Below are 15140 nucleotides of genomic sequence, written 5' to 3'. Positions count from 1 at the left end.
TGATACGAAGGAAAATTAATTATGGCGCAAAATAAAATGCTGTCCTTCGTTCATCTGCAACAAGCTTATCCAGCTAAGCGAGCCGCGAATGAACGGGACAAAGATTTTAACGAGATTTATACCTCTTTTTCTCATGATGAGGCAGAGACACAGGCATCACGCTGTTCGCAATGTGGTGTACCCTATTGTTCAGCCTATTGCCCATTACATAATAATATTCCCGACTGGCTGAAAATGACGGCTGAAAACCGTCTGCAAGAGGCGTATAGTCTTTCAAGCGCTACTTCCAGTATGCCTGAAATTTGTGGTCGTATCTGTCCCCAAGATCGCCTTTGTGAAGGTAACTGCGTTATTGAAAATGCAGGACATGGTTCGGTAACCATTGGTTCTGTCGAAAAATTTATAACCGATACCGCATGGAAAGAAGGTTGGGTTGAGGCTTTAGTGCCCGAAGCTAATCTTGGTCTTTCCGTTGGCATTATCGGTTCTGGCCCGGCGGGTTTGACGGCTGCTGAAAAATTATGCCGTCTTGGCTATGATGTGCATGTTTATGACCGCCACGATCGAGCAGGTGGTCTGCTGACCTATGGAATTCCAGGTTTTAAGCTTGAAAAAGACATTGTCGCACGTCGGGTCAAAAGGCTCGCTGACGGCGGTGTTTCTTTCCATACTAATTTCCATGTTGGTAAAGATGCCAGTCTTCAAGATTTGCGGGCGCGTCATGCTGCTATTCTTATTGCGACTGGGGTTTATAAAGCGCGGAATTTAGCGACACCCGGAAAAGATTTGACAGGTATCGTTGATGCTCTTGATTTTCTGATCTGTTCTAATCGGAAATCCTTTGGCGATAGCGTCGAAGCCTTTGATAATGGCACCTTGAACGCTGCGGGTAAAAAGGTCGTTGTTATTGGTGGGGGCGATACCGCTATGGACTGCGTCCGTACGGCTATTCGCCAAGGCGCCGAATCCGTTCGCTGTCTTTATCGGCGCGATCGTGTCAACATGCCCGGTTCTGCACGCGAAGTAAAAAATGCAGAAGATGAAGGTGCTGAATTTGTCTGGCTGTCCGCACCTGAATCTTTTACAGGGGAAACCCATGTCAAGGCTGTAAAAGTGCGTGGAATGCGTCTTGGGACGCCGGATTCCTCAGGACGCCGTTCCCCTGAACCTGATCCAGCCCAGTCTTTTGATATGGAAGCAGATCTTGTTATTTGCGCCTTGGGTTTTTCACCTGAAGATCTGCCTACTCTCTTTAATGCACCGGAATTGACGGTCTCCCCTTGGGGTACGGTAGAAATCGATCCGATCACTATGCAAACCAGCATGGAAGGCGTATTCGCCGCCGGTGATATTGTCAGAGGTGCCAGTTTAGTCGTTTGGGCTATCCGCGATGGGTTGGAAGTCAGTGACAAGATGCATAATTGGTTACAAGAACAGCCCAAAAGTGAAAAAACCGCCCCTAAAAAGGCTAAGATGAAACCCAAAGTTCCGGCCTGATCATTTTGTCTTACTATCTTACCTGAGCGTATAGAGAAAAAGCTTAAAAAATTTTTTCTCTTTCCAAGGTTTGAAAACGGCAGGCTAAAACCGGCCTACGATGTGAACTCATAATAAGCGGCCTGCTGCCGCTTTGGAAATAAGCAAGCCATGACTATGGAAAACAAATCGCCCGCCGATTCTTTTGATGTTTTTGCTGAACGGGAACGTTTGGCTAAAGAAGGCATGTATCGCCCTGAATTCGAAACAGACGCTTGCGGTGTCGGTTTAGTCGCGGCAACGGATGGGAAAGCGTCACGTCGCGTCGTAACGGCGGCAATTGATGCTTTAAAGGCCGTGTGGCATCGAGGTGCCGTTGATGCGGATGGTAAAACGGGCGATGGTGCGGGTATCCATGTCGATTTACCGGCCAGCTTCTTTGATGATGCAATCGCTCATGCCGGACATGCGCCGTTACCTAACCGTTTGGCGGTCGGTATGGTCTTTTTACCTCGAACTGATCTTTCGGCTCAGGAAACTTGCCGTACGATCGTTGAATCCGAGATTATTGATTTCGGTTATAAAATTTACGGCTGGCGGCAAGTTCCGGTAGATATTTCCGTTATCGGCGAAAAAGCCATGCGGACGCGCCCAGAAATTGAGCAAATCATGATTGCGGGGCCGCATCCTGACGAAATGAGCGCCGCCGAATTTGAAAAAAATCTGTATCTTATCCGGCGTCGTATCGAAAAGAAGGTGATCGCAGCCCAGATTAACGATTTCTATGTCTGCTCCCTTTCCTGCCGTTCTATCGTTTATAAAGGCTTATTTTTAGCAGAAGCCTTATCAATTTTTTATCCTGATCTTCAGGATGAGCGCTTTATCAGCCGTGTTGCTGTTTTCCATCAGCGTTATTCTACCAATACGTTTCCGCAATGGTGGCTGGCACAACCTTTCAGAATGTTAGCGCATAACGGTGAAATCAACACCATCAGCGGTAACCGTAATTGGATGAAAAGCCATGAAATCAAAATGGCTAGCCTTGCTTTTGGTGAACATTCAGAAGACATCAAACCTTTAATCCCTGCCGGTGCTTCGGATACGGCGGCCCTTGATGCGGTATTTGAAACCATTTGTCGCGCAGGACGTCACGCGCCTGCGGCAAAATTAATGCTTATTCCTGAAGCATGGCAACATAACCCCGATATGCCGCAGACTCATCGGAATATGTATAATTATCTTGCGTCTGTAATGGAGCCATGGGACGGCCCAGCCGCCCTTGCGATCACAGATGGTTCATGGGCTGTAGCCGGTGTCGATCGGAATGCTTTACGTCCGCTTCGCACTATACGCACTAAGGATAATCTGCTGATTGTCGGTTCTGAAGCCGGTATGGTGGTTGTTCCAGAAAGCGATGTTCTTGCGAAAGGTCAGCTTGGCCCTGGTCAGATGATTGCCGTTAACCTTGATGAAGGTCGTTTTTATGAAGATCGTCCATTAAAAGACCTTGTCGCAAGCGAGCGTCCTTATGGAGAATGGATTAAAGATTTCCGTAAATTAAGCGATCTGAAACTAAAAGACTATGCGCCAGTTGTTGAATATAATCGCGATGAACTGATCACGCGGCAGGTTTCGGCAGGTTTAACCCTAGAGGATATGGATCTGGTTTTGGCTCCACAGGCTGAAACCGGTAAAGAAGCCATGGGTTCTATGGGTGATGATACGCCTCTTGCGGTTTTGACCGAAAGACCGCGCCTTACTAGTCATTTCTTCCGTCAGAACTTTAGTCAGGTAACTAATCCGCCTATCGATTCTCTGCGTGAAACGCAGGTTATGGCGTTAACCACCCGTTTTGGTAATCTTGGCAATATTCTTGATACCGAGAGTAAACAAAAGCAGATACTGACGTTAGATACGCCTTATTTGAAAACCTCTGAATGGTCACAATTAAAAGATCATTTCGGGAAGCAGGCAGTTGAAATAGATTGCACCTTCTCTCCCGAAGATGGCCCAGATGCCTTGCGTCATGCGATTGCCAATTTAAGGGTTCAGGCTGAAAATGCGGTTCGTTCGGGACGCAGTGAACTATTCTTAACTGATGAGCATATCGGCCCTGATCGGGTTGCAGTGGCTATGATTTTAGCAACGGCTGCGGTTCATACCCACCTTATTCGTAAAGGTTTGCGCTCTTACGCTTCTATTAACGTCCGTGCTTCTGAATGTCTTGATCCCCATTATGTTGCGGTTTTAATTGGCGTCGGGGCGACCACGGTTAACGCCTATCTGGCAGAAGCCGCTATAGCAGAACGGCATCGTCAGGGTTTATTCAGTGAATTAACGCTCGAACAATGCCTTGAAAATCACCATCATGCTATCTGCAATGGTCTTTTAAAGATCATGGCCAAGATGGGTATTGCCGTCGTTTCCAGCTATCGGGGTGCCTATAACTTTGAAGCGGTGGGTCTATCACGCGCCTTGGTCAATGATTTATTCCCCGGTATGACAGCAAAGATTTCCGGCGAAGGGTATGCTTCTCTTCAGCGTTCAGCTATTTTGCGGCATCAAAACGCCTTTTCGAAGAATAAAAAGACCTTGGATGTCGGCGGCTTTTATCGCCAGCGTGCCAGCGGCGACAGCCATGCCTATACCGCGCAATTGATGGGGAAATTACAAAAAGCGGTCGCGAGTGATAGCTATACGACCTATCTTGAATATGCCCGTGAGGTGTATAGTCTTCCCCCCGTTTATTTACGTGACCTGTTAGGATTTAATTGGTCGAAAACGCCTATTGCTATTGAAGAAGTGGAGCCCATTACAGAAATTCGGCGGCGCTTCATTACGCCGGGAATGTCTTTAGGGGCGCTGTCACCAGAAGCCCATGAGACCCTTTCTATTGCGATGAATCGGATCGGTGCCAAATCCGTTTCAGGCGAAGGGGGAGAAGCGCCAGAACGTTTTCATCCTTATGAGAATGGCGATAATGCAAACTCACCGATTAAGCAGGTAGCCTCAGGGCGTTTTGGTGTAACCGCCGCTTATCTGGGAGCCTGTGAAGAAATAGAAATTAAGGTGGCGCAAGGGGCTAAACCCGGTGAAGGGGGACAATTACCGGGCTTTAAAGTCACGGATATGATTGCCAAGCTGCGCCATTCGACCCCCGGTGTCACGCTCATTTCACCGCCGCCTCATCATGATATTTATTCGATCGAGGATCTGGCCCAGCTCATTTACGATCTGAAACAGATTAATCCACGCGCCCGTGTCGGTGTAAAACTGGTCTCTTCGGCGGGTATCGGAACAGTGGCCGCAGGGGTTGCAAAAGCCCATGCGGATTCGATCTTGATTTCGGGGAACGTTGGCGGAACCGGCGCGTCTCCCCTCACCTCGATCAAATATGCGGGCACGCCTTGGGAAATGGGCTTATCAGAAGCCAATCAGGTCTTAACCTTAAATGGCCTGCGGCATCGCGTAAAACTACGCACGGATGGTGGTTTGAAAACAGGTCGTGATATTGTTATCGCGGCTATTCTTGGCGCAGAAGAATTTGGTATCGGAACGCTTTCGCTTATTGCGATGGGCTGTTTAATGGTGCGTCAGTGCCATTCTAATAAATGTCCGGTCGGTATCTGCACGCAGGATAAAGCCATGCGTCAGAAATTTATTGGCACGCCCGAAAGAGTCATCAATCTGATGACCTTTATTGCTGAAGAAGTCCGTGAAATTCTGGCAAAATTAGGGGTTCGGTCTCTAAAGGATATTATTGGTCAGACCGATTTACTTAGTCAGGTCAACCGAGGTGCAGATCATCTTGATGATCTCGATCTTAATCCGATCTTGGCGAAAGTGGATGCCTCGTCCGAAGCACGTTACTTCCAGATTGAAGGATTCCGTAATCCGGTGCCAGATAGTCTTGATGCTCAGATGCTTCATGATGCTCAGGCTGTCTTTACACGCCGTGAAAAAACCCAGCTTACCTATTCTGTCAGAAATACCCATCGGGCTATCGGGACACGTTTTTCGGCTGAAATCACCCGTAATTTCGGGATGGATAAATTAGCTGACGGTCATGTCCATGTTCGCTTACGCGGGTCTGCCGGTCAGTCATTGGGGGCATTTAGTGTCAAAGGATTGACCCTAGAGGTCTTTGGTGATGCCAATGACTATGTCGGTAAAGGTTTATCTGGTGCTACGGTTATTGTCCGTCCTACGGTTTCCACGCCGATTGATGGTCATACCAATACAATTATTGGTAATACCGTGCTCTATGGCGCTACGGCGGGTAAACTTTTTGCAGCCGGTAAAGCGGGTGAGCGTTTTGCTGTTCGCAATTCTGGGGCCGAAGCTGTCATTGAAGGCTGTGGTGCCAATGGATGCGAATATATGACAGGCGGTATGGCCGTTATATTGGGGCCGGTTGGGCCCAATTTCGGGGCCGGTATGACAGGCGGTATGGCCTTTATTCTCGATGAAGATGATAGCTTTGTACGTCATGCCAATCCCGATAGTATCGTCTGGCAAAAGCTTGAATCTCATCATTGGGAAAGCGTGCTCCGTTCTATGATTGCGGATCATGCTGTCAAAACTGATAGCCGTTGGGCCCATCGTGTTTTGGATGAATGGGATATCTGGCGTGAAAAATTCTGGCAGGTCTGTCCAAAAGAGATGCTAACGCGCCTTGAATTCCCCCTCAAAGAGAGTGAAACTGATCTTGTTGCTGCAGAATAAAGATTTTGGTTTTATTTAAGAGAAAAGCGGCTTAATGGCCGCTTTTCTTTATTGAGGCTTATAAATTTCTATCGTTGTTCTTTGTAAGGAAATACCCGACAACAGTCCAAAAGCTGTAGATAATCCGGGAGTAAGAGAATGAACGTGTAGTCATTGCGAGGCGGTTCATGACCGTGATATAAACGCAGCATGAAATATTCTCGCGGTCAGGTAGACCGTTTCACTGGAGGAATCTCTGCCTTTTAGGTCGGGGTGGATGTCAAGGAAGGATTTATCTATAGTTAAGTCAATGTGGCAGCTCTATCAGTTTCCTCTTTGTCCTTTCTCAAGAAAGGTGCGGCTTCTTCTAGGCGAGAAAGCCATCGGTTATGAGTTAATCCGAGAATCACCTTGGCTACGAAGAGATGAATTTATCGATATGAATCCGGCTTGCCAGACGCCGGTAATGGTCGATAGCACCGCGCCTATAATTCTTATCGATTCTCAAGCTATTTGCGAATATCTTGAAGAAACCATAGATCGTGCCCCAATGATCAGCGGCACAGCCACTAATCGCGCCGAAATCAGGCGATTAGTGTCTTGGTTTGATGATAAGCTTTATTTTGAAGTCACAGCACCCTTGATGCATGAAAGGATGCTTAAAAGGCTGGTGCATCGTCAGGCACCGGATGCCGGAATTTTGCGCAGTGCGATGAAAAATGCCAATGCCCATCTCGATTATATCGACTGGTTATTGGATCATCGTCGTTGGGTTGCAGGCCCCATGTTAAGCTTGGCTGATTTTGCCGCTGCGGCTCAAATTTCTGTATCGGATTATTTAGGGGGTGTTGATTGGCGCGGGCACGAAAATAGTCGGGAATGGTATGCGGCAATGAAATCTCGACCGACTTTCCAGCCGCTCCTTTCTGAACGTATGGAAGTTATTCTTCCCCCTGATCATTATGATCAGCCTGATTTTTAATTTTAGGGTTATAAAATTATTCTACCATCAAAGCGCTGGAAAGCATTTCACTAATGTAGCGTAGTTCTTCCACCCATTTTTCTGGCATTAAAGTCTGATGGGAAGGCGTTACAATAGATACAGGTATCGGCGTGCGTTTTTGTGTTTCAGAAGATAAAAATTTAACAGCCCCTCTAACCGTATAGCCTTCTTTTTTCAGAAGGTGATTAATCTGATGGGCTAAAGCAACATCATCTGGCCGATAATAACGCCGATTACCCGCCCTTTGTAAGGGCCGTAACGCGGGAAAATGGTTTTCCCAATAACGTAAAATATGAGAGCCAACGCCTAATTCTTCTGCCAGCTCACTAATCGTTAATAAAGCCTGATCGCCCTTGGTTCTTATTTTTTGCCGTGGATGAGAGGCGTGGTCTCTTCTCTTGAGTTGCCTTTTTGATTTATCTACTTTGGGAGAGGCGTTGGCATCAGATACAGGGCGTTCAGACAAGTCAGGCTCCCTTTATAATCCGTTGACGCATTATCTGACTTGCGCGGAAGGTTAAAACCCGACGTGGCGCAATCGGAACCTCTACGCCTGTTTTGGGATTACGCCCTACACGTTCATTTTTATCACGAAGAATAAAACTGCCGAAACCTGATATTTTGACATTTTCACCTTTTATCAATGCCTCCGTAATATGAGAAAGCAGTTGTTCAATCATTTGCGCAGAGTCCGCACGGGACAAACCGACTTCATGATAAAGCATGTCGGTAATATCAGCGCGGGTTAAAGTAGGGATATCAGCTTGCATGCTCTGTCCGGTTTAATGCGTTTATTTTAAAACGAAGATATGCACTCATAAGCTATCAAAGCAAGTAGGTGATTTTAATTATTTATTCTCGGCTTTTATTTATCATAAAGTATAATTTTATTAAGGATCGGGATAGCCTGTAATAAACGCCCAACCCTCAAAAAAAAGATAAAAATACAAAAAATAAACAAAAAATGACGCAAAATGGTTGCAAGGTTAAAAAAGCCCTGCTAAAGGCGAGCCCCTACCCACATGGAAGAGCTAACGCTCTGAAATGGCTTTACATAGAGTGCGGTCGTGGCGGAACTGGTAGACGCGCAACGTTGAGGTCGTTGTGGCCGAAAGGCCGTGGAAGTTCGAGTCTTCTCGACCGCACCAATTTTCAAGATAGTTTTTGGTACTATCTTTTGATCGAATGAAGGTAACTTCATACAGTTACCGCTTTCCCGTTAAATTAAGAGATTTAGTAGCAGCTTTGTTGAGTAAGCGCCTAAAAAGTCTCCTTTTTTATTGAGTCCTGACCACTAACACCAGGCCTCCTTTTGACCGGTGTCATAAAATTCAGATTTTCCGTAACTTTATAAAAAAACCCCTACAAATATTAAAAATGCAGGGGTTTCTTACAAGGTTTCTTAATAACGGCGTTTTAGCTATTATTATCGCCACTATTATTCCGCGGTTCCGCCAGCCCCAGACTTTTTAATTTTCGATGCAACGCGGAACGCTCCATACCGATAAAAGAAGCTGTACGCGAAATATTACCCGAAAACCGTCGAATTTGGACTCTCAGATATTCTCGTTCAAAAGTTTCCCGTGCTTCTCTTAGAGGGGTACCAATAATAGAACGCGTGGATTGTCCCTCTGCCGTCAGGCTATTTTGATCACCCAAGACTTCCGCAGGCAACATATCGACATCAATACGGCTAAGGCGATCACCGGGCGCTAGAATGATTGTGCGCTCAACCACATTGCGAAGCTGGCGCACATTTCCGGGCCAATCATAGGCTTGTAAGGCAGCAAGTGCCTCTTCAGAGACTTGAGGCGCTGCGACACGCCTTTCGGTCGCGTAATGAGCAACAAAATGGTCTATCAGGACAGGAATATCTTCTCGCCGATCTGCCAATGCGGGTAAATGCACAGGAACGACATTTAATCGGTAATAAAGATCTTCACGAAACCGACCCTCGGCAATTTCACGGGCTAAGTCGCGTGCCGTTGCAGAAACGACCCGAACATCTACCTTAACCGTTCTTTCGCCCCCAACGCGAATAAAGCTTTGGTCAGTTAAGACGCGCAAAATTTTGGCTTGGGTAGGAATCGGCATATCGGCAATTTCGTCAAGAAACAGAGTGCCGCCATGCGCCTTTTCAAGTAAACCCGGACGAACGACACCATGCGCGTCTTCCATACCGAATAGCTCTTCTTCGACGCGTTCAGGTTCCATCCAAGCGGCTGACACAACAATAAAGGGTGCGGCTGAACGCGGACTCCACATATGAAGCAAGCGTGCCGCGACTTCCTTACCCACGCCAGCAGGCCCTGTGATCAAGACACGGCTGCCGGTGCCCGCTACTCTTTTTAAGGTGGCGCGAACATGATTGATCGCGCTTGAATTACCGGTCAATTCTTCCGTATGGCCAATCTTAGCCTTTAAGGAAGCATATTCCTGTCTTAACCGCTCGGTTTCAGTGGCGCGTTCTACCAGCAGCAAAAGGCGTTCTGCTTCAAAGGGTTTTTCGATAAAATCAACCGCACCCTGTCGAATAGCTGTGACCGCTGTATCGATATTGCCATGCCCCGAAATCACCAATACCGGCAAAGTAGGGTCACGTTTTTTTATCTCGTCGAGTAATTCAAGACCATCAAGTTTTGACCCTTTCAACCATACATCTAGTAGAACCAGAGAGGGTCGTCGTTCGGCTAACGCCTGTAAGGTCGCATCACTGTCTGCAGCCGTTCTTGTGGCATAGCCTTCATCATCAAGAACCCCCGCTACCAGTTCACGAATGTCCATTTCATCATCAACGACCAGAATTTCTAGCGCCATTATTCGCTCCTTGATCGGGTAAGTCCGGGAATAGCGGGTTCCTGATTACGTATTCCCTTTTCTGCTGCGTTTTCTACCGTCACTGGAGCAAGCGCTACCAGATCAAAAGAAAGACGCACGATAGTTCCACCGCCTTCGCGGTCTAGAAAAGCTATTGTTCCGGCATGTTCCTCAACAATCTTTTTCACAATAGCAAGGCCAAGACCCGTTCCTCTGACACGGGTGGTCATATAAGGTTCTGTCAGTCTTTCCCGCTCTTTTGGTAAACCAATACCATCATCTGCGACATCAATAATCAAATAGCCGCCTTCACGTTTTAAGGTCATCCAGACATGTCCGATTCCGCCACGATCACATTCTTCAATGGCTTCCACGGCATTCTTGACAAGATTAGTTAAAGCCCGACCTAATTGCCGCCGGTCACAGACCATAAGCGGAAGATCTTCTTCTGTCTCAAATATAAAGGTAATTTGAGGATGTGCTACCTCATGTAAAAATAAAGCATGACGACCAATATCGGTAATGGTTTCTTTTTGGAATACAGGTTTAGGCATACGGGCAAAGGAAGAAAATTCATCTACCATACGCCGCAGATCACCCACTTGCCTGACAATAGTACTAGTCAGACGACTAAAAGTCTCTTCATCAGAGGTTATCTGACGGCCATAGCGCCTTTGCAGACGTTCGGCTGCTAATTGGATAGGGGTAAGTGGATTTTTAATCTCGTGAGCAATACGACGGGCAACGTCAGCCCATGCTGCTGAGCGTTGATCAGCTAACTGTTGTGTAATATCATCAAAAGTTAAGACGTGATTGTCTTCAGCCTTTACCACTCTTACCGCAAAGGTGCGCGGTTCGTTATCAATCAAGATATGAACAATACTGTCACCGGTTTTCTGATCTAACAAACTATCCAATTCGGGCGCAATATTGTCTAAAGATTCACCAATTAACGTTTTTTCATCAGCTTTTAACAAATGCTGCGCTGAAAGATTGACTAGCTGGATAGCATGGTGACTATCTACGGATAAAACACCTGCCGAAACACCCGAGAGAACAGCCTCGGTAAAAGCACGGCGGCTATCTAACAAGTGATTAGCCGACATCAGGGCCCCTGTTTGTTCTTCAAGCTTATTGGCCATCCGATTAAAGGCTAAACCAAGGGTACCTATTTCATCATGATTATGCTTCAATTCTGTCCGTGCTGCTAAATCGCCTGATCCGATACGTCTGACTGCTTCGACCATATTAGAAAGGGGGCGGACAATACGATCCGCAACCATAAAGGCGATGTAAATCGCAATAGCGACAATCAGCAAGGAGACCACTAATAACGCAGTGTTAAAGCGGATCTGTAAAACACGTGAACTTTCTACTAATCTATTATAATCACCCAGTGCCGTTCTTGCACGAGAGGCTTGCAAGAGAACCACAGGGTCTAATTGACGTGAAACATAGATATAAAGACGGGCTTTTGGATCAAGCTGAATAGTCGCTTCGATACGATCACCGGACGCAATATCGGTTCTTACTTGCCCATTTCGAAGAGCAGGAAGCATTTTAGCGGACAATCGGCTTTCTAAAGGCCTTGTATCCGTTAAGGCACCGGCTAACATGATAGGCGTGCCCGTATCAGATGGGGGCATTTGTAATAAAGCCACTTCATTTAATCCCCGATTGATGAGCTGCATAAAAATGAATCGGCTCCAACGAGGATCTTCAATCGGGGCTTGTGCTAAGGCTGCATGAAAGTCGTTCGGCATGGCATTGATGTCACCAATGATACGGTCGGTATTCTCCTTAACATAAGATTGCGCAACCCGATCTGCATTAGTAAGAATCGTACGTGCACTATCCGAAAACCAAAAGGATACGCCGTACTGAAAAAGTAACGATGCAAAAATAACAACCAGCAAGGTCGGAACGGCGGCAACGACCGAAAAAATAGCCACTAACCGAACATGAAGTCGCCCTCTCCCGCCAAGTAGAGATCTTGCAGCACGTCTTAATGCCAGACGACGCGCCAGCAACGCCATCAAAACCATGGCAGGCATAAGATTAGCAACTAATAAAGAGGCAATAACCAGAGGGCTTAGGGGCTTTGAGGGTGTGCCATGGTACATAACCAAGCGATAGCTTATAAAGGCTATCATCAAACAGCACACAAAAGTAAAGGCTTCAGCTAATGCCGGGAAACGGCGATAAATAAAATAATAAAGCCGCCGTTTAGAAAAATGACGTTTTGCAATCAAAGTTTGAGTGTCATTTATCTCGGGGGTTTTTATGGGTTGTTCCTCCACCATCGTTGCAATGATACTACAAAGACGATGTAATCAAAACACAATGGACTTCAATTCGACGCATTTTTTACTCAAAATTACAGAATGACTGCCTTTTGGCAGGTGATTACATCCATTTAGCGAACTATTCAAAAATAGTTTTTAAATCTTATCTGGATCGACATGACGATTAACGCATTTCTGACGTAAAGTATTCCGATTGATACCTAATAATTTAGCGGCTCTTATCCGGTTACCCCCGACAGCCTTTAAAACAACCTTTAATAAAGGTCGTTCTACTTCAGCCAGAATATGTTCCAATAACCCGTCTGGAGGTAAATTCTCACCAAAAACGGCAAAATAATAAAGCAGATGGGATTCGATTGCCTCGGCTAGACCTTCTTTGGGGATAGCAACTCTGCCTTCTCCCAGATGCGGTGGCAAAGTGACAAACTGGGTTTCTTTATAATGATCCATGCGATAACCCTTTAAGCGGCTATCTGTGACAGCCATGGGCGATAAAATTCGGCTAACATTTTTTTGACAATCACAGGATCTTCTTCACGATTGATTTTATTACGAAATTCTGCCGAAGCGGGCAGCCCTTTCGTGTACCATCCGATATGCTTTCGGGCGATATTAACGCCGGTTGTTATGCCATAATAATCAAGCATTCGTTCGTAATGCTCTTTAATCGTTTGATATTGAGCATCAATTGAAGGTGTTTCCATTTCAGTCGCCCCCTGTAAACCCTTCATCAATTGTGCCAAAAGCCAAGGCTTACCATAGGCACCCCGTCCCACCATGATGCCATCGGCATGGGATTGAGAAAGCGCAGACACAGCATCATCGAGATTACAAATATCGCCATTAACGATGACGGGGATAGACACCGCATCTTTGACTTTCTTAACAAAAGCCCAATCCGCATGCCCTTTATATAACTGGTTACGTGTGCGGCCATGGACGGTAATCATCTTTATACCGATATCTTCGGCGATTCTGGCTAATTCCGGTGCGTTAAGACTGTTAAGATCCCATCCCATCCGCATTTTTAACGTAACGGGTAAAGACACCGCCTTAACCGTGGCTTCAATAATAGAAGCCGCCAGTTTTAGATCACGCATCAAAGCTGAACCAGCATCCCCACTGACGACTTTTCGTACCGGACACCCCATGTTGATATCAATAATGGCGGCACCCCGATCCTGATTAAGCTTGGCAGATTCAGCCATATCTTCTGCCGCACAGCCGACCAACTGAACGGAGATGGGTTCTTCTTCGGGATCCCATGTCGATTTCTGTAAGGACTGACGCGTTTCCCGAATCATAGCCTGACTGGCAATCATTTCCGTGACATTCAGCCCAGAACCATAGCGACGTACTATACTTCGGAAGGGCAAATCAGTAACGCCCGTCATCGGTGCCAGAATAACCGGATTATCTATCCTGACCGAACCAATATTGATTGGTAAAAGCCGGATAGGGGCTGCCTTGTCTTCACTGTTGGTCATAATAAAAGCGATATATTGCTTTTATTCTTCAAACAAGCACCGCCTTGGATATTTGGATTAATATAAACATATCTGACATAAAAAACCGTGTTTAAAAGGTGAGGTCATTGAAAAAATTCGCTTAAAGGGAAGCGTATAGAACTATATTTGCAAGTGAACCGAAAAAGCTTATGGCTCGCTATGTGACTATGAAAAATACAAAAAATATTGCGCTTATTGTTGCAGCCGGACAGGGGAAAAGAGCCGGAGAAGGCCTTCCCAAACAATACCGGAAAATTGCGGGTAAAACCATTTTGGCCCATGCGATTGATGCGCTTTTAGCCCATCCTGAAATTGATACTGTGCAGGTTGTTATCGCAAGCGGTCATGAGGATTTATATAAAGAAGCCATTGGCAATCGTCGTTTACCTGCGCCCGTTATCGGTGGTGTTTTTAGACGTGATTCTGTGATCAATGGTTTGATCGCTGCCCAAAATATGGGGTATAGGCAGGTATTCATCCATGATGCTGCACGGCCTTTTTTACCGCTTTCAGTCATTGATCGTTTATTGAATGCTTTAAAAGATAACAAGGCAGCTATACCGGTATTGCCAGTGGTTGATACCCTTATCGATCTAAAAGGCGCTGCCGTTGACCGCGCGCTGTTTCATCGCGTGCAAACGCCGCAGGCTTTTGACCTTGAGACGATATTAGCCGCACATCAGGCTTGGTCAGGGAGCAGAGAACCCACTGATGATGCTCAGGTTATCAGAGCTTATCATCAAGAAGTTGCCTTAGTGACAGGGGATAAAATGCTGGAAAAGCTTACTTATCCAGCGGATTTTTTAGCAGCAGAGACTCAGATGACTGAAAAAATGATATCTGTTTGTGGATCAGGTTTTGATGTGCATGCGTTCAAATCCGGTGATCATATTATGCTGGGTGGCCTAAAAATACCACATAATCAGGGTCTGGCGGGTCATTCGGATGCTGATGTGGCGCTTCATGCTCTGACCGATGCCTTATTAGGTGCCATCGCTGATGGCGATATTGGCACCCATTTTCCGCCTAGTGATCCACGCTGGAAAGGGGCTGATTCCACACAGTTTCTTGAACATGCTGTCAGTCTAGTTAAAAAAGCGGGAGGCATCATTGATCATGTTGATGTGACCGTTATCTGCGAAGCGCCCAAAATAGGCCCGCATCGCCCGGCTATTCGCCAACATATTGCATCGGTTGTCGGTTTGCCTGAACAAAGAGTAAGTATTAAGGCGACCACGACCGAAAAATTGGGTTTCACGGGTCGGGGTGAAGGAATTGCAGCGCAAGCTGTTACCAGTATTCGCTTACCCCTGATTTTGTGCTAAA

General features: G+C 46.3%; 10 protein-coding genes and 1 tRNA gene. 5 read left to right on the top strand and 6 right to left on the bottom strand.

The window, feature by feature from the left end:
- Nucleotides 1–21 precede the first annotated feature (21 nt).
- From ZYMOP_RS00910 to ZYMOP_RS00900, 3 genes are all read left to right on the top strand, one after another.
- Nucleotides 22–1497, top strand: a complete 1476-nt coding sequence (locus tag ZYMOP_RS00910; RefSeq protein WP_013933481.1) for an NAD(P)-dependent oxidoreductase — start codon at nt 22–24, stop codon at nt 1495–1497.
- Between the two features lie 156 nt (nt 1498–1653).
- Entirely contained in the window at nt 1654–6201 is a 4548-nt protein-coding gene (gltB, locus tag ZYMOP_RS00905) for a glutamate synthase large subunit (RefSeq protein WP_041581613.1), read from the top strand.
- A 289-nt stretch (nt 6202–6490) separates the two neighbouring features.
- Nucleotides 6491–7162: a glutathione S-transferase family protein gene (locus tag ZYMOP_RS00900; RefSeq protein ID WP_013933479.1), complete on the top strand. Its 672-nt coding sequence runs from the start codon at nt 6491–6493 to the stop codon at nt 7160–7162.
- Nucleotides 7163–7178: 16 nt separating this feature from the next.
- Here the strand turns inward: ZYMOP_RS00900 and ZYMOP_RS00895 are convergent, their stop codons facing one another.
- Nucleotides 7179–7547 (bottom strand): MerR family transcriptional regulator, encoded by a 369-nt coding sequence (locus ZYMOP_RS00895; protein WP_041581843.1) that lies wholly within the window; start codon nt 7545–7547, stop codon nt 7179–7181.
- A 103-nt stretch (nt 7548–7650) separates the two neighbouring features.
- Nucleotides 7651–7953, bottom strand: a complete 303-nt coding sequence (locus ZYMOP_RS00890) for an integration host factor subunit alpha (protein WP_013933477.1) — start codon at nt 7951–7953, stop codon at nt 7651–7653.
- A gap of 291 nt (nt 7954–8244) precedes the next feature.
- On the opposite strand from ZYMOP_RS00890, the gene ZYMOP_RS00885 reads away from it, so the two are divergent.
- Nucleotides 8245–8331 (top strand) — tRNA-Leu (locus tag ZYMOP_RS00885).
- Nucleotides 8332–8599: 268 nt separating this feature from the next.
- Here ZYMOP_RS00885 and ntrX read toward each other — a convergent pair.
- The 4 genes from ntrX to dusB form a co-directional block, all read right to left on the bottom strand.
- On the bottom strand, nt 8600–10000 hold the full coding sequence (gene ntrX / locus ZYMOP_RS00880; RefSeq protein WP_013933476.1) for a nitrogen assimilation response regulator NtrX: 1401 nt from the start codon (nt 9998–10000) through the stop codon (nt 8600–8602).
- Nucleotides 10000–12303, bottom strand: coding sequence for a sensor histidine kinase (locus ZYMOP_RS00875; protein ID WP_013933475.1), 2304 nt, complete (start codon nt 12301–12303; stop codon nt 10000–10002). Before ZYMOP_RS00875 ends, ntrX begins: the two co-directional genes overlap by 1 nt.
- Nucleotides 12304–12441: 138 nt before the next feature.
- Nucleotides 12442–12756 carry a helix-turn-helix domain-containing protein gene (locus ZYMOP_RS00870; protein WP_013933474.1) on the bottom strand — a complete coding sequence of 105 codons (315 nt, stop codon included), beginning with the start codon at nt 12754–12756 and terminating at the stop codon, nt 12442–12444.
- Between the two features lie 11 nt (nt 12757–12767).
- Nucleotides 12768–13793: a tRNA dihydrouridine synthase DusB gene (gene dusB, locus ZYMOP_RS00865; protein ID WP_013933473.1), complete on the bottom strand. Its 1026-nt coding sequence runs from the start codon at nt 13791–13793 to the stop codon at nt 12768–12770.
- A 188-nt stretch (nt 13794–13981) separates the two neighbouring features.
- On the opposite strand from dusB, the gene ZYMOP_RS00860 reads away from it, so the two are divergent.
- A complete protein-coding gene (locus tag ZYMOP_RS00860; RefSeq protein ID WP_041581840.1) occupies nt 13982–15139 on the top strand; it encodes a bifunctional 2-C-methyl-D-erythritol 4-phosphate cytidylyltransferase/2-C-methyl-D-erythritol 2,4-cyclodiphosphate synthase in 1158 nt (385 codons plus the stop codon).
- Nucleotide 15140: the final 1 nt, after the last annotated feature.

The sequence above is a fragment of the Zymomonas mobilis subsp. pomaceae ATCC 29192 genome (assembly GCF_000218875.1).
Lineage (GTDB): Bacteria > Pseudomonadota > Alphaproteobacteria > Sphingomonadales > Sphingomonadaceae > Zymomonas > Zymomonas pomaceae.
Note: the sequence above shows the minus strand (reverse complement) of the source record. Positions and strands in the feature narration are given on the sequence as shown.